We start from the raw sequence: 15,392 nt of genomic DNA, 5'->3' as shown, positions 1-15,392 counted from the left end.
CAGAAGTTACCCCAAAGTAAGTTGCGTTGTCTGCAAATTTTCTAAGCAATTTTTCAGGCCGACTGACCCTTCTGGCGGCTCCGCAAATGAACTTCGGGTATCTGGGATATTGCTGGTAGTACGGATTTACCGTGGTCGTGGTACGTGGTTGCGATACCGAAAGTAGCGATATTTGGGCCGGTGCTAAGCCTGACGTAGCAAACATATGGCAGGGCTGGTCATTCAATTGCCAGCGAAGCCCTCGGCGATAAGTGCGGTTAGGTTACCCAGCGGTAATGTCGGCGTGGCGCCGGCCGGAGAGTTAGCGCGCACACAGTGGACATCACGGTGTGATCTGTAAAACAAGCACCCCTCGAATGCGGCACCCGACACTAGTGAGACCGTCAGTCTCGGTATCCGTCCCAGTCTTTGCGTTGGCAACGAAGTGGCAGGCTCGGTCAGTTTCAAAAACGACGGATTTCGTTGCCGGGTTTGCCCGCCGTCGGGTCACTCGTCCGGCGCTTCGGTGCGCCGCTCGCGCAGCGCGTGCAGTCCGTACGCGGCCAGCGCAGCGGCCAGGAAGGGCAGCAACACCCACAGCGGAGGCCGCGCCAACTCCCACACGAACAGCGCCGCCCAGATCGGCGCACGCTGTGTCACCGCAAGCACGCCGGCAGCACAGGTCAAGGACACGGCAGCGACGCTGACGGGGTGAAGACCCAGCGTGTTGATCGCCAGCGCCACGAGTGAACCGAGCGCGGCGCCGGTCGCCAACGCGGGCGTCAGCATGCCGCCCACCGCGCCGGCGCGCAGAAAGACCGCGGTGAGCAAGGGCTTCAGGAGCAGGATCACCGCCGCGGATCCCAGCGTCATCCCGCTGTCGAGGCTGACGGTCAGAATGCTCTTCCCATTGCCCGGAAGCTCCGGCCACCACACCGAACCGAGACCGACGAGCAGGCCCGCCGCGGCAATGCCCGGGATGATCAGCCACGACGTGACCGGTGCCGCCGGCCGGGCCAGCGCCATGATCCGGTCGAAGGCCATGCCAACCACCAGGGCCAGTGGCGCCAGGACCAAAGCGAAACCGGTCAACAGGTAAGACAGGCTCGGGTCCGGCCAATCCAGCGGAGCCCGAACATGTGTCACCGGCGAGGCGACCGCCACCGCGAGGGCTGAGGTGATCAACGCGGCGCCGACGGCCCGCGGATGCCACGTGTGCAGCATGATCCGGATCGCGAACAAGGCGCCGCCGATCGGCACGCTGTAGACCGCTCCGAGCCCGGCCCCCGCGGCGCAGGCGAGCAGGATCTCGCGGTCATTGGGTGTCAGCGCCCACCGTGACGTTCCGGCATCGCCGAGTACCGCGGCCACCTGGCGGGGTGCACCCTCGCGGCCAAGAGATGCGCCGGAACCCACCACGAGGACCTGCAGCGCCGCGTCGAGCGTCAGTGAAACCCGCGGGATGGGCCGGTGTTCGGCGATGGTCGAGGCAAGCCCGGGAACGGCGTAGTGCCGACGCAGAATCCACCAGCCGAACCCGGCCAGCGCCCCGCCGATCATCGGCCCGACCGCGCGGCGCACCGGGCTGCTGCCGGTGACACCTTCGAGCAACGAGCCGAACGAATAGGCGTAGGTGAGGTGTTCTACGAAGTGCAGGAGAACCGTCGTCGCCATACCCGCCAGGCCCGCCAGCAACCCGACGACGATGATGCTGCAGCCGAACTCGAGCTCGCGCCGGGTCACTCCGTGAATGTATGCGGGATACGCGGTTTCGTCAGCGTTGTGGAAAACGCTGGTGGAGCGGGTCTTGCGGCGGGGCCGTCGATGCAGGGCTATCGTCGCTCACGATGCCCAGCGAAACGCCCCGTCTGCTGTTCGTCCACGCCCATCCGGACGACGAAACCCTCACCACCGGCGCCACGATCGCGCATTACGCCGCGCTCGGTGCCGACGTGCATGTGGTGACGTGCACCCTCGGCGAGGAGGGTGAGGTCATCGGCGACCGCTACGCGCGGTTGGCCGTCGACCACGCCGATCAACTCGGCGGTTACCGGATCAGCGAGCTGACCAAGGCGCTGAGCGCACTCGGCATCGGCGCACCGCAGTTCCTCGGCGGCCCCGGTCGGTGGCGCGACTCGGGCATGGAGGGTTCACCGGCGCGCAAGCAGCAGCGCTTCATTGACGCCGACTTCGACGAGGCGGTCGGCGAACTGGTGCAGATCATCGAGAACCTGCGACCGCATGTCGTCGTCACCTACGACCCCGACGGCGGGTACGGGCACCCCGATCACAAGCAGGCGCACCGCGTCACCACCGCGGCTGTCGCGGCAGCCGGCTGGGACGTCCCCAAGTTCTATTGGACGGTCATGGCGAGCACCGCGATGCGGGCCGGCCTCAAGGGTCTGCAGGACGTACCCGAGGACTGGATCCGGATCGACGTCGGGGATGTTCCGTTCGGGTACACCGACGATCAGATCGATGCCGTCGTCGACGCCACCGCACAGCTTCCGGCCAAGGTCGCCGCGATGCGGGCCCACGCCACCCAGGTCACCGTCGCTGCCGACGGAAGCGCATTCGCACTGTCCAACAACCTTGCCCTGCCGCTGCTCGGTGAGGAGCACTACGTGCTGGTGTCGGGCAACGCGGGGGAGCGGGACGCGCGTGGGTGGGAAACCGACCTGCTGCACGGACTGAATCTGCAATAGCCAAAACTGGACGCGGTAAGCTCCGGTGAATCAGAGGCGTCGAAGGGACATTCATGGACCCCGATCTGGATCCGAACCTGCAGCACTGGCAGGACCGCGCGGACAACTTCCAGTGGGTGGTGGGTTCGCTTGTCGGTCTGCTCGACAGCATCCCGACCTGACCCCGCCCTCGGACCTTGTGCTGGGTCGTGTTGTCCTGGCACTGCTCGCGGTTGACGGCGTCATCTCGGCCGTCGTAGGCGCATTACTGCTGCCGTCATATGTTGGGTCGATCCCGTTTCCGGTGAGCGCGCTGGCGGCCGGAGCGGTCAACACCGCTCTCGTGTGGGCGGCCATGTACTGGACAGATTCCATGCGGATGGCGGCGCTGCCGTTGTGGACCTGGCTGGCCACTGTCGTGGCGATGACGTTCGGTGGTCCGGGCGGAGACATCATTTTCGCCGGCCGAGGCTTGATGGCCTACGGCTCGCTGATATTCATCGCCGCCGGTGCGTTACCACCGGCGGCGATGCTGCGACTGCGTTACCGCCGCTGACCTACTTCTTGTCGCTGTCCGACTTACCGTTGTCCTTGGACTGCTGGGAATCCTTGGCCGACACGGTCTTTTCCTTCTTGACCTTGGGCTTCGGTGCCACGTTCTTGACGGCGTTCTTGACCGCTTCACGGGTGTCGTCCGCGGCTTTCTTCACACCCGCCGCCGACTTGTCGACGGCAGCGCGGATGTCCTGTTTGCCTGAGACGACGGTTCGGCCTGGTGCCTTGTCGGCCGCTTCTGTCTTGTCTACCGCGGTTGCGTCCTGAGCATTCCGCAGCGACTGGCGCACCGACTTCGGGACGACGCTGATGTCGTCTTTCTGTGCCGTCGTGATCTCCTGCGGTTCGGCGTCGTTCGAGACGGCCTTGACGGTCTCGTTCAGGCCGTTGGCGAGGTTCTCCGATGCTTCCTTGGTGGTCTCGACGGTGCCTTCGAGGGCCTTTTCGACCGTGCTTCCGACGAGCTCGGTGACCGGATTCTCTCCGTCCGCCGCCGCCTGCGCCTTGAGCCGGTCGGTGAGGGCCGCGAGGCCGGTTCCCTCGGCCAGTTTCTCGAACGTCGTCGCGAAGTTCTCGCCAGCCTTGGAGAGCGCGGCGGCCACACTACTCAGCGGGCGCTGGGTAGTTCCCTCAGCGATCGCCGCGGGCGCAGCAAGGTTGGTCATGAAATCCGTCGACGGCCGCACGAGATCGCCCACCAGCTCACGCAGGCTGGAGGCCAACGGTGTGGCCAGTGATTCGGTCGCCGCCACGGATGCAACCGTCGGAAATGGTGGCGGCAGCGGCGGGATGATCCAGCCGAAGAACTGGTTGAACTCAGCGACACCAAAGTTGACCGCGGCCTGCACCGACTGGATGATCGCCGCACCCGCCGAGTTGACCCACACCCCGAGATTCAGCGGATCATTGATCACCGGGACCAGGAAGGTGAGAGCAACGGCGTTCGCGATCGGTCTGATCAGTTGCCAGTAGAAGATGTCGACCTGGGTAGTGATGGGGCTGACGAACGGAACCCATTGCCCAACCCAGTAGGCAAGGTCGGTGCCGTAATCGACAGCCCAGTCGACCCAGGCCTGGATGCCCAGGTAAGCGGACTCCACGAAATTGCCCGCCGCGTTTTGGACGCCGATCTCTCCGGTCGTGACGGCCCCCGACGGCGCGACCCCCAGTGCTGGGGCGGGACCCGTCTGGTCGGGCAGCTTCGGGGCTACCGCAGCTGTCATCCGGCTGGCCGCGGCGAGCAGATCGACCATGGCCTGCGTCAGTTGCGGTTGGGTGGAGGTCGGGTGTGCGGGGACGGCGATATCAGCAGGAGCTGCCTGTACCGGGGTGAGGGCGATGGCTGTGGCTGTGGCCGCGGCGGCTCCCGCGACCAGATACGAACGAACACTTGTAGACATCACGACTCCTCCGGTATCCCCTTCCCGACGGAAATAACTTACGTGGTCGGTAGGCCGATAGTCGCTTCTTTAAATTGTGTGTCCACTAAGGGCCTCACACTGTCCTGACATGCTGGGGCTATCGTGGCCGGTATGCCGGGCGCATTGGTTTCAGAATGTGAGACGCGTGGATGATTGTGCACAACGACGGGGTTACACGGGAGTGGCTCTGAACCCCCAGCGCGGCGCCGATCTGCCCATCCCGGCCGTCCCATCGAAATCAACGGTGCCCAGCGCGCCGACGACTTCGGCTGCCCTACGGCGAGTATTGCGCCGGGCTCGCGACGGCGTGACCCTCAACGTCGACGAGGCCGCCATCGCGATGACGGCCCGCGGCGAAGATCTGGCCGATCTGTGTGCCAGCGCCGCCCGGGTGCGTGACGCCGGGCTGGAATCGGCAGGCCGGCGTGGAGCGAATGGCCGGCTGCCGGTCAGTTACTCGCGCAAGGTGTTCATCCCGGTGACGCACCTGTGCCGCGACACCTGCCATTACTGCACCTTTGTCACCGTGCCCGGCAAGCTGCGTGCGCAGGGCATGGGTATGTACATGGAGCCCGACGAGATTCTCGACGTCGCGCGCCGCGGTGCCGAGCTGGGTTGCAAGGAAGCGCTGTTCACCCTCGGCGACCGCCCCGAGGACCGCTGGGACGAGGCCAAGCAGTGGCTCGACGAGCGCGGCTACGACTCGACGCTGGACTATGTGCGGGCCATGGCCATCCGGGTGCTCGAGGAGACCGGTCTGCTGCCGCATCTGAATCCGGGCGTGATGAGCTGGTCGGAGTTGTCGCGGCTGAAGCCCGTCGCACCGTCGATGGGCATGATGCTGGAGACCACGTCGCGTCGCTTGTTCGAGGTCAAGGGCGAGGCCCACTACGGCAGCCCGGACAAAGATCCCGCGGTGCGGTTGCGCACGCTGGACGATGCCGGCCGGTTGTCGGTCCCGTTCACGACCGGGCTGCTGGTCGGGATCGGTGAGACGCTGACTGAGCGTGCCGAGACCATGCACGCGATCCGCAAGTCCCACAAGGAATTCGGTCACGTTCAAGAAGTGATCGTGCAGAACTTCCGGGCCAAGGACCACACCGCGATGGCGTCGACGCCCGATGCCGGGATCGACGACTTCCTGGCGACGATCGCGGTGACGCGTCTGGTGTTGGGGCCCAAGATGCGCATCCAGGCCCCGCCGAATCTGGTGTCGCGTGACGAATGCCTGGCGCTCATCGGCGCCGGCGTCGACGACTGGGGTGGCGTCTCACCGCTGACCCCCGATCACGTCAACCCCGAGCGGCCCTGGCCGGCGCTGGACGACCTGGCCGATGTGACCGCCGAGGCCGGCTACGACCTGGTCCAGCGGCTGACCGCGCAACCGCAGTACGTGCAGGCGGGTGCGGCCTGGATCGATCCGCGGGTGCGCGGGCATGTCGACGCGCTGGCCGATCCCGACACCGGGTTCGCGCTGGACGTCAACCCGGTCGGACGGCCGTGGCAGGAGCCTGACGAGGCGTCCGAATCGCTGGGCCGCATCGATCTGCACTCCGCGATCGACTCCGAGGGCCGGCTGACCGAGACCCGCAGCGATTTGGACAGTGCATTCGGCGACTGGGAGTCGATCCGCGCCAAGGTGCACGAGCTAGCTGCCCGTGCACCCGAACGTATCGACACCGATGTGCTGGCCGCGTTGCGCTCCGCCGAACGCGATCCGGGCGGCTGCAGCGACGACGAGTATCTCGCGCTGGCCACCGCAGACGGGCCGGCGCTGGAAGCCGTTACCGCACTGGCGGATTCGTTGCGCCGCGATGTCGTCGGGGATGACGTGACGTTCGTCGTCAACCGCAACATCAACTTCACCAACATCTGCTACACCGGCTGCCGGTTCTGCGCGTTCGCGCAGCGCAAGGGCGACGCCGACGCGTACTCGCTGTCCACCGACGAGGTGGCCGACCGCGCCTGGGAGGCCCACGTCGCCGGTGCCACCGAGGTCTGCATGCAGGGTGGCATCGACCCCGAGCTTCCGGTCACCGGTTATGCCGATCTGGTGCGTGCCGTCAAGGCGCGGGTGCCGTCGATGCACGTGCACGCGTTCAGCCCGATGGAGATCGCGAACGGCGTGACCCGCAGCGGGCTGTCCGTCCGTGAATGGCTGACCAGCCTGCGCGAGGCCGGTCTGGACACCATCCCGGGCACGGCCGCCGAGATCCTCGACGACGAGGTGCGCTGGGTGCTCACCAAGGGCAAGCTGCCGACGTCGGAGTGGATCAATGTGGTGACCACCGCGCACGAGGTGGGCCTGCGCTCGTCGTCGACGATGATGTACGGCCACGTGGACACGCCCAAGCACTGGGTGGGGCACCTCAACGTGCTCCGCGGCATCCAGGACAAGACCGGCGGATTCACCGAATTCGTGCCGCTGCCTTTCGTGCACCAGTCCTCGCCGCTGTACCTGGCCGGGGGCGCGCGTCCCGGGCCGACGCACCGCGACAACCGGGCCGTGCACGCATTGGCCCGGATCATGTTGCACGGCCGGATCCCGTCGATTCAGACCAGCTGGGTCAAGCTCGGTATCGAGCGCACGCAGGTGATGCTGCGCGGTGGCGCCAACGATCTGGGCGGCACGTTGATGGAGGAGACCATCTCCCGGATGGCCGGCTCGGAGAACGGCTCGGCCAAGACCGTGGCCGAACTCGTCGCGATCGCCGAGGGCATCGGCCGCCCGGCCCGTCAGCGCACCACTGATTACTCGCCCCTGGCGGCATAACTCGCGGCATAAGTAGCGCCTCTGCACCGCGAGCGACCGTGTCTGTACGCCGACACGCCGCATTTTGCGTACCTGGCCGGTCGCTCGCGGAGCCATGACAGGGCGTGATGCGCCCTGCTTTCACGATCGGCAGAAAAATTCTGAAATTCGGGAATTGAATCGGACCACAGTCCGGTTAGTGCTTGGTGAAGGTGCCGGACCGACCGGCTCTCGAACCAAGGAGACACCATGACCGTCGCAGTAGCCACCGACCTGACCGCAGGCACCTGGGCCATCGACCCGGTCCATTCGTCGATCAACTTTTCGGTCCGCCACCTGATGGTGAGCAAGGTCCGCGGCAGCTTCGAGACGTTCAGCGGCGCTGTCACGATTGCCGAGGACGGCACTCCGTCGGTCAGCGCCACCATCGACGTCAACTCGATCAACACCCGCAACGAGCAGCGCGACGCCCACGTGCGGTCCGCAGACTTCTTCGACGCCGAGCACTACCCGACCGCCACCTTCGTTTCGACCGCGGTGCGCCCCGATGGCGACGACTACGTGGTCGACGGCGACTTCACCCTCAAGGGTGTGACCAAGCCGGTTTCGCTCAAGCTCGAGTTCAACGGCGTGAACCCTGGCATGGGTCAGGGCGCTGTCGCCGGTTTCGAGGCCTCGGTGGTGTTGAACCGCAAGGACTTCGGCATCGACATCGACATGCCGCTGGAGACCGGTGGCACCGTCGTCGGCGACAAGATCACCGTCACCCTGGAGATCGAAGCCCTCAAGCAGGCCTGATGCCGGCACCGTGAGCGACCGCAAAATGCCAAGAAATACGGCGTGTCTCCGTACAGACGCGGTCGCTCGCGGTGCAGGGTGGCCTACAGGCGAGCGGCCAACTCGGTGCCCTGACGGATCGCCCGCTTGGCATCGAGTTCGGCTGCGACAGCGGCGCCTCCGATGATGTGCGGCTCGATGCCGGCACCGCGCAACGCATCCTCGAGATCGCGGACCGACTCCTGCCCGGCGCAGATCACCACGTTGTCGACGGGGAGCACCTGTCGATCGCGGTGTTCGGAGCCGAAGCTGATGTGCAGCCCCTCGTCATCGATGAGCTCGTAGTTCACCCCGGAAAGCTGATGTACCCCTTTGGCTTTCAGCGAGGCCCGGTGCACCCAGCCGCTGGTCTTACCGAGGTTGCGGCCCTGTGCGCCCTTGGTGCGCTGCAGCAGGTACACCTCGCGGACGGCCGGGGCGGGCAGGGGAGTGGTGAGCGCTCCGCGGGTTTCCTGAGGATCGGCCGCGCCCCACTCCGCCTTCCATTCCTTGAGGTTGAGCGTCGGTGACTCGTCGGTGGTCAGGAATTCGCTGACATCGAAACCGATCCCGCCCGCGCCGATCACCGCCACCGACTTGCCGACGGGCGCGCCGGTGATGGCCTGGGCGTAGGTGAGGACCTTCGGATGGTCGATGCCGGGGATGGCGGGCAGCCGCGGCGTGACCCCGCTGGCCAGCACCACGTCGTCGAAACCGGCCAGATCGTCGACTCCGGCCCGGATCCCCAGCCGCACGTCGACCCCGAGCTTGTCCAGCATCGTGGTGTAGTACCGGATGGTCTGGTTGAACTCTTCCTTGCCGGGAATCCTTCTGGCCAAGTCGAATTGGCCGCCGATCGCCGACCCCGCCTCGAACAGTGTCACCCGGTGACCGCGCTGTGCGGCGCTGACCGCGGCGGACAGCCCGGCCGGCCCGGCGCCGACGACGGCAACGGACCGGGCCCGGCGCGTCGGGCTGAGCACCAGCGATGTCTCCCGCCCGGCCCGCGGGTTGAGCAGGCACGAGACCTTCTTGTGCACGAAGGCGTGGTCGAGGCAGGCCTGATTGCAGGCGATGCAGGTGTTGATCTCGTCGACGCGCTCCTCGGCGGCCTTGAGTACCCAGTCCGGATCGCTGAGGAAGGGCCGGGCCATCGAGATCAACTGGACGTGCGTATCGGCCAGCGTCTGTTCGGCGGTCTGCGGCATGTTGATCCGGTTGGAGGCCACCACCGGGATCGAGATGTGCTCGGCCAGCGCGCTGCTGATGTCAACGAACGCGCTGTTGGGTACCGAGGTGACGATCGTGGGCACGCGTGCCTCGTGCCAGCCGAATCCCGAGTTGACGATCGTCGCTCCAGCTGCTTCGACTTCGGTTGCCAGCGCGACGATTTCGTCCCAGCTCTGGCCGTCCTCGACGTAATCCGCCATCGACATCCGGTAGCAGATGATGAAATCGGAGCCCACCGCCTCGCGCACCCGGCGCACGATCTCGACCGGGAAGCGGCGACGTTTCTCCGGGGTGCCGCCCCAAGCGTCGTTGCGCTTGTTCGTGCGCGGTGCCAGGAACTGGTTGAGCAGATAGCCTTCGCTGCCCATGATCTCGACACCGTCGTAACCCGCCTCGCGGGCCAGCAGCGCGCAGCGGACGAAGTCGTCGATGGTGCCTTGGATATCACGGAGTCGTCGCGGCTTAAATGGGTTGATGGGGGCCTTGATCGCGGACGCGCTCACCGAAAGTGGATGGTAGGCATAGCGTCCGGCGTGCAGGATCTGCAGCAGGATCTTGCCGTCGGCCTCGTGTACGGCGCCCGTGATCCGGCGATGCCGCCGCGCCTCTGACGAGGACACGAGCTGAGAGGCGAAGGGCAGCAGCCAGCCGGTCTTGTTCGGTGCATAGCCGCCGGTGATGATCAGCCCGACGCCGCCGCGAGCCCGCTCGGCGAAGTACTCGGCCAGTTTCGCGGTGTCACCGGCACGGTCCTCCAGGCCGGTGTGCATCGAGCCCATCACCACCCGGTTGCGCAGCGTGGTGAACCCGAGGTCCAACGGTGACAAAAGGTTCGGATAGGCCAACCCCATGTCGGCAGAGTAGGTGGGACCGGCGGTCCTATGCAACTAGTTGTATGGCGTTGCCGAGAGTCAAGTAATAGGCCGTGGCGACTAGGCGAGGTGTATCTGCGACGTTTAGTATCAGTTACTACGCGCCACCCTTAAATGGGTGGTGCGTGAAGTTAGGGCACACTGAGACGAGCGTCCAAGTATGGGCAACGCATACTGTGACGTCGAACTCATCAGAGTCCCGACCACCGAGCCCAGCAGCCCACTGGACAGGAGAGACATCAGTGACGTACGTCATTGCCGAACCCTGCGTCGACGTCAAAGACAAGGCATGTATCGAGGAATGCCCGGTCGATTGCATCTACGAGGGTGCACGCATGCTGTACATCCACCCCGACGAGTGTGTGGACTGCGGCGCGTGCGAACCGGTCTGCCCGGTCGAGGCCATCTACTACGAAGATGACGTGCCCGACCAGTGGAGCAGCTACGCGCAGGCCAACGCGGACTTCTTCTCCGAACTGGGCTCACCCGGCGGCGCTTCCAAGGTCGGCGAGACCGACAACGATCCGCAGGTGATCAAGGATCTGCCGGCCAAGGCCGAGGACTGAGCACAGTCGAGACCGGCTTCGAGACTGACGTGGTGCGACAGCGTCGTTCGGCGGTACTGCCAGAGTTCCCGTGGGACACCCTGGCCGACGTCACGGCCCTGGCCCGGTCGCACCCCGACGGAATCGTCGACCTTTCGGTAGGTACTCCGGTTGATCCGGTGGCGCCGGTGATCCGGGATGCGCTGGCCGCCGCCAGCTCCGCTCCGGGCTACCCGACGACCGCCGGTACCCCGGCCCTTCGTGCCTCCGCCCTGGCCGCGCTGCAACGCCGCTACGGCATCACCGACCTGGCACCGGACGCGGTGCTGCCGGTGATCGGCACCAAGGAGCTGATCGCCTGGCTGCCGACACTGCTGGCGATCGGCCCCGGCGATACCGTCGTCGTTCCCGAACTGGCCTACCCCACCTACGAGGTGGGCGCCCTGCTGGCCGGGGCGCAGGTGCTGCGTGCCGATTCGCTGACCCAGCTGGGGCCGCAACGTCCCGCGCTGATCTACCTGAACTCGCCCAGCAACCCCACCGGCCGCGTGCTCGGGGTGGACCACCTGCGCAAGGTGGTGGCCTGGGCCCGGGATCGTGGCGTACTGATCGCGTCTGACGAGTGCTATCTGGGCCTGAGCTGGGAAGCCGAGCCGTTCAGCGTGCTGCACCCGTCTGTCTGCGACGGCGACCACACCGGCCTGCTGGCCGTGCACTCCCTGTCCAAGACCTCTTCGTTGGCCGGCTACCGCGCCGGGTTCGTCGCCGGGGATCCTGCCGTGGTGGCCGAGCTGCTCGCGGTGCGCAAGCACGCCGGGATGATGGTGCCGACGCCGGTGCAGGCCGCGATGACCGCCGCCCTCGACGACGACGAGCACGAAGCGATCCAACGCGAGCGGTACCTGAAGCGCCGTGCGGTCCTGCTGCCCGCCCTGCAGGCGGCCGGGTTCACCGTCGAGCACTCCGAGGCGGGCCTGTACCTGTGGGCCACCCGTGGCGAGCCGTGCCGCGACACCGTCAGGTGGCTGGCCGAGCGCGGGATCCTGGTGGCGCCGGGCGAGTTCTACGGTCCGGCAGGAGCGCAGTACGTGCGGGTCGCGCTGACTGCGACAGACGAGCGGATCGCCACCGCCGTGCAGCGGCTGGCCTGATCCGGCTCAGTCGAGCAACCCGAGCGACATCGCGGTGGTGACCGCTGCCGTCCGGTCGGACACCCCGAGCTTGTTGAACGCCCGCAGCAGATGCGTCTTCACCGTGGCCTCGCTGATGTGCAGGGCGCGGCCGATATCGGAGTTGGTGGCCCCGGTGCCCACCAGGGCCAGCACCTGCGCTTCGCGCGTCGACAGTGTCACCGACGGCGCCCGGACCGCGTTCACCAGCCGGTCGGCCACGCCCGGGGCGAGGACCGTCTTGCCGCGCGCGGCGTCGCGCACGGCGCGGGCCAACTCGGCGCGGGACGCGTCCTTGAGCAGATAGCCCGTCGCCCCCGCCTCGACGGCGCGAAGGATGTCGGTGTCGCTCTCGTAGGTCGTGACCACGACGATGTGGGTCGACGGATTGTCGGCCAGGATCTGTGCGGTGGCGGTGACACCGTCGATCCCGGGCATCCGCAGGTCCATCAGGATGACGTCGGGTCGAAGTGTGTGGGCCAGCCCGATCGCCTCGGCCCCGGAGCCGGCCTCACCGACCACGGTCAGGTCGTCCTCGGCGTCGATCATGCCGCGCAGCCCCTCGCGGACCACCGGGTGATCGTCGACCAGCAAGACGGTCGTCATGTCGGCACCGCCACGACCACCTGCACCCCGCCACCTTCCGGTGTGGACAGCGTCAGCGTGCCTCCGACCTGGTCCAGCCGGGCCCGCATCCCGCGCAGGCCGAACCCGTCGACGTGATCGGGTCGCAGGCCGATACCGTTGTCGGACAAAGAAAGCCGCACCCCGTCCGCGTCCGGTTGCAGCCGCACGTGCAGCACGCTGGCGTGGGCATGCCTGCGCACGTTCGCCATCGCCTCCTGCGCACTGCGCAACAGCACCACATCGGCGGCCATGCCGAGCTGCGGTAGATCGTCGTCGATGCGGACGTCGACGGAGATCCCGGTCTCGGCGGCCAGGCCCTCGGCCTGGCGGCGCAGGGCGGCGGACAGCGAGCCCTCCTCCAACGCGGCGGGCGTCAGCCCGGTCACCATCGTGCGGGCCTCGGCCAGGTTGTCCCGCGCGGTGCTGCGGATCAGTTCGACATGGCGGGCGGCGGCGGCCGGATCGCTCTCGCTCTCGGCCTGCACGGCCTGGGCGAGCGCCACGATGCTGGTGAACCCCTGCGCCAGGGTGTCGTGGATTTCCCGGGCCAGCCGCTCCCGCTCGGTGGCCGCCCCGGCTTCCCGCGAGAGCCGGGAGGTCTCGGCCCGGGTGGCCGCCAGTTCGGCGACTGTCTCTTCCAACTGCCTGCGCTGGCGCATGATGGTCATGATCGAGGTGCCGATGATCGGGGCCGCCACCGCCCCCGCCAGCGTTATCGCCGCCACTGCGGGCAGGCTCGACCACCCCAGCCCATGAACGGCCGCGGCCAGTGCCAGTGGAAGCAGGGTGACCAGGAAGGTGAGCGTCAGGGCGGCGGTGAGCGGGAGTGCGGCGAAGATCAGTGGGTACAGCGCCGGGATCGCCGTGACCGCCGCGTCCGCTGCCAGCATGGCGACGAGCCACAGTCCGATCATCACCGCGACGAACGCCGCGGCGCGAGCGCTCACCGGACCGGCGGACGGATCCACATCACGAATAACATTGCGGCCGAACGTCAGAACGATCACCACCATGGCGGCGAGCGCGCCACAGGCCACCGGTACGTTCCCTCCGAGGGTCCGCTGCAGCACTACCACCGCCACCATCGCCGCGATGCAGAGGCCACAGACGTAGGCCTCCCACATCCAGTGCCAGCTCGACGGCTCACGCAGGCCAGGACCGTTCTCGGTCATCAGCCGATGCTAACGGTCCGACGCCACCCAATTGCCGTGGAAGCCGTGCGGAACCCTGACCGGAATATGCACGGTGCCAACAGGTGCCAGGGTCTGGCCGTCGAGCAGCACCAGATCACTGCGGTTCTCGGCGCGGTCATAGACGAATCCCATCAGCACGCCCTCGTCCTCGTCGGCGTCCGGACCGGCCGGCACGAAGACGAACTCGCCGGGCTCGCGTCCCGGCCCGAACTCGACGCGCTCGGTGCCGCCATCCCGAAGGTCGTGGCGCAGTATTGAGGTCGGCGCTCCGTCCGGCCCGACATTGATACCGACGGTGTAGCCGTACCGGTGGGGCAGGCCGACAAGCCGCTCGTCGACGCGGGGGAACTCCTGTGACTCGTCGTGAAGCCGCTGCTCGCGCACCCGGCCGGTTTCCAGGTCGATGGTCCAGCGGTCCAACGTGACAGAGTCGGTGAACAACTGATCCCCGGTGGTGAACACCGCGGGATGCCGCACCACATCGAGGACGATCTGCTCGCCGTCGGCCCCGGCGCGGTCATAACCGTTGAGGGCGTGGAACACATAGCAGGTCGGCACCTCGAACCACCGGATGTCGGCAGCCGAACCCTCCCGCGGCATCACCCCGACGCGGGCGCCGCGCTCGGGTGCCCACCGGTAGGGCATCCCCGAAAACGGCAGGCCCCGGTGTTCGGAACCGCGCATCGTGGCACGCAGCAGGAAGTCCGGCGCCGCGTGCGTGGCGGCGAGCCTGGTCAGCAGCCGCGCTGCGGTGCGGGCCGGGGCGCTCTTGACCACAGCGGACAGGTCCAGCACCACCGGCAGGTCGTAGAGCACCACGTGGTGTTCGGTCAGGGTGAAGTCGTGCATCATCGTCTGGGTGGGCAGGGGAACGTCGACGGTACGCCGGACCTTTCCGTCCACCCCGGTGACGGTGTAGGTGACCAGGTTGCCGCGCATCGGGTTGTATGAGACCGCATGCAGCTCACCGGTTTTCGGGTCGTGCTTAGGGTGTGCGGTAAAGCCGCCGAACAGGGTGCCGCAGAAGTCGGACGGGCCCACGGTGTCGAGTTCCTCGGTGAGTTCGTAGGGCCGCACGCCGGCCTCGGTGAGGACGAAGGTCTTGCCGGCGTGGCCGATGATGTTGGTGTTGGCGGCGAAATCGAATCCCGCGGCGTGTGCGCCGCCCGCCCATTTCTCGCCGAGCTCGCGGGCCACCGACGACGACCGCACCCACCGGTTGCGGTACCAGGTTGCCGCGCCGTCGCGCAGCCGGATCCCGTGCGCCATGCCGTCGCCGAAGAACCAGTGGTAGCGCTGCGGATCGGGAGCCTTCAGCGGGTTGGGTCCGGTGCGCAGATACCGCCCGTCGAGGTAGTCCGGAATGGTCCCGGTAACGGTGAGGTCGGTGACGGTGACCTCGTCATGCACCGGTGCGAAGTTCCCGCTGAGATACGGATGCTCGGATTCCTGCTGAACCGCTTCGGTTGTCATACCCCCACGGTGCTCCTCCGGTTGCCTCCGCGCGACGACTTCACGGCTGATTCGTCTGTCAACCGAACGATGGACA

General features: G+C 67.0%; 12 protein-coding genes. 6 read left to right on the top strand and 6 right to left on the bottom strand.

Annotation, left to right across the window (positions count from 1 at the left end; genetic code table 11):
• Positions 1–486 precede the first annotated feature (486 nt).
• Positions 487–1,722, bottom strand: a complete 1,236-nt coding sequence (locus tag EH231_RS13315) for a chloride channel protein (RefSeq protein WP_090428147.1) — start codon at positions 1,720–1,722, stop codon at positions 487–489.
• Between the two features lie 104 nt (positions 1,723–1,826).
• On the opposite strand from EH231_RS13315, the gene mshB reads away from it, so the two are divergent.
• Both mshB and EH231_RS13305 read left to right on the top strand, forming a co-directional pair.
• Positions 1,827–2,684, top strand: coding sequence for an N-acetyl-1-D-myo-inositol-2-amino-2-deoxy-alpha-D-glucopyranoside deacetylase (mshB, locus tag EH231_RS13310; protein WP_090428151.1), 858 nt, complete (start codon positions 1,827–1,829; stop codon positions 2,682–2,684).
• 112 nt (positions 2,685–2,796) lie between these two features.
• Positions 2,797–3,219, top strand: a complete 423-nt coding sequence (locus EH231_RS13305; protein WP_164480877.1) for a hypothetical protein — start codon at positions 2,797–2,799, stop codon at positions 3,217–3,219.
• Between the two features lies 1 nt (position 3,220).
• Here EH231_RS13305 and EH231_RS13300 read toward each other — a convergent pair whose 3' ends face one another.
• A complete protein-coding gene (locus EH231_RS13300) occupies positions 3,221–4,618 on the bottom strand; it encodes a hypothetical protein (protein WP_124712544.1) in 1,398 nt (465 codons plus the stop codon).
• Positions 4,619–4,820: 202 nt separating this feature from the next.
• On the opposite strand from EH231_RS13300, the gene EH231_RS13295 reads away from it, so the two are divergent.
• Positions 4,821–7,412 (top strand): bifunctional FO biosynthesis protein CofGH, encoded by a 2,592-nt coding sequence (locus EH231_RS13295; RefSeq protein WP_164480876.1) that lies wholly within the window; start codon positions 4,821–4,823, stop codon positions 7,410–7,412.
• Positions 7,413–7,640: 228 nt separating this feature from the next.
• A complete protein-coding gene (locus EH231_RS13290; protein ID WP_124712543.1) occupies positions 7,641–8,189 on the top strand; it encodes a YceI family protein in 549 nt (182 codons plus the stop codon).
• An 83-nt stretch (positions 8,190–8,272) separates the two neighbouring features.
• Here EH231_RS13290 and EH231_RS13285 read toward each other — a convergent pair whose 3' ends face one another.
• Positions 8,273–10,288 carry an NADPH-dependent 2,4-dienoyl-CoA reductase gene (locus EH231_RS13285; protein WP_124712542.1) on the bottom strand — a complete coding sequence of 672 codons (2,016 nt, stop codon included), beginning with the start codon at positions 10,286–10,288 and terminating at the stop codon, positions 8,273–8,275.
• Positions 10,289–10,551: 263 nt separating this feature from the next.
• On the opposite strand from EH231_RS13285, the gene fdxA reads away from it, so the two are divergent.
• Both fdxA and dapC read left to right on the top strand, forming a co-directional pair.
• Complete coding sequence (gene fdxA / locus EH231_RS13280) at positions 10,552–10,875, top strand: ferredoxin (RefSeq protein ID WP_044519824.1); 324 nt, start codon at positions 10,552–10,554, stop codon at positions 10,873–10,875.
• Between the two features lie 29 nt (positions 10,876–10,904).
• Complete coding sequence (gene dapC / locus EH231_RS13275; RefSeq protein WP_090428168.1) at positions 10,905–12,005, top strand: succinyldiaminopimelate transaminase; 1,101 nt, start codon at positions 10,905–10,907, stop codon at positions 12,003–12,005.
• A 6-nt stretch (positions 12,006–12,011) separates the two neighbouring features.
• On the opposite strand, the gene EH231_RS13270 is transcribed toward dapC, so the two are convergent.
• From EH231_RS13270 to EH231_RS13260, 3 genes are read right to left on the bottom strand one after another with little or no spacing between them, the layout of a single operon-like run.
• On the bottom strand, positions 12,012–12,629 hold the full coding sequence (locus EH231_RS13270) for a response regulator (protein WP_090428171.1): 618 nt from the start codon (positions 12,627–12,629) through the stop codon (positions 12,012–12,014).
• Entirely contained in the window at positions 12,626–13,822 is a 1,197-nt protein-coding gene (locus EH231_RS13265; protein ID WP_241177967.1) for a sensor histidine kinase, read from the bottom strand. Before EH231_RS13265 ends, EH231_RS13270 begins: the two co-directional genes overlap by 4 nt.
• A gap of 9 nt (positions 13,823–13,831) precedes the next feature.
• Complete coding sequence (locus EH231_RS13260; RefSeq protein WP_124712541.1) at positions 13,832–15,316, bottom strand: carotenoid oxygenase family protein; 1,485 nt, start codon at positions 15,314–15,316, stop codon at positions 13,832–13,834.
• Between the last annotated feature and the right edge of the window lie 76 nt (positions 15,317–15,392).

This window comes from Mycolicibacterium nivoides (genome assembly GCF_003855255.1).
GTDB lineage: Bacteria > Actinomycetota > Actinomycetes > Mycobacteriales > Mycobacteriaceae > Mycobacterium > Mycobacterium nivoides.
The sequence above is the reverse complement of the archived record's forward strand: the minus strand, read 5'-3'. Positions and strand labels throughout refer to the sequence as shown.

Bases quoted from the DNA above. Each gene is read 5' to 3' on its own strand.
- mshB (WP_090428151.1), top strand. From the start codon at position 1,827: ATGCCCAGCGAAACGCCCCGTCTGCTGTTCGTCCACGCCCATCCGGAC.
- EH231_RS13300 (WP_124712544.1), bottom strand. From the start codon at position 4,618: ATGTCTACAAGTGTTCGTTCGTATCTGGTCGCGGGAGCCGCCGCGGCC.
- EH231_RS13290 (WP_124712543.1), top strand. From the start codon at position 7,641: ATGACCGTCGCAGTAGCCACCGACCTGACCGCAGGCACCTGGGCCATC.
- EH231_RS13285 (WP_124712542.1), bottom strand. From the start codon at position 10,288: ATGGGGTTGGCCTATCCGAACCTTTTGTCACCGTTGGACCTCGGGTTC.
- EH231_RS13270 (WP_090428171.1), bottom strand. From the start codon at position 12,629: ATGACGACCGTCTTGCTGGTCGACGATCACCCGGTGGTCCGCGAGGGG.
- EH231_RS13265 (WP_241177967.1), bottom strand. From the start codon at position 13,822: ATGACCGAGAACGGTCCTGGCCTGCGTGAGCCGTCGAGCTGGCACTGG.
- EH231_RS13260 (WP_124712541.1), bottom strand. From the start codon at position 15,316: ATGACAACCGAAGCGGTTCAGCAGGAATCCGAGCATCCGTATCTCAGC.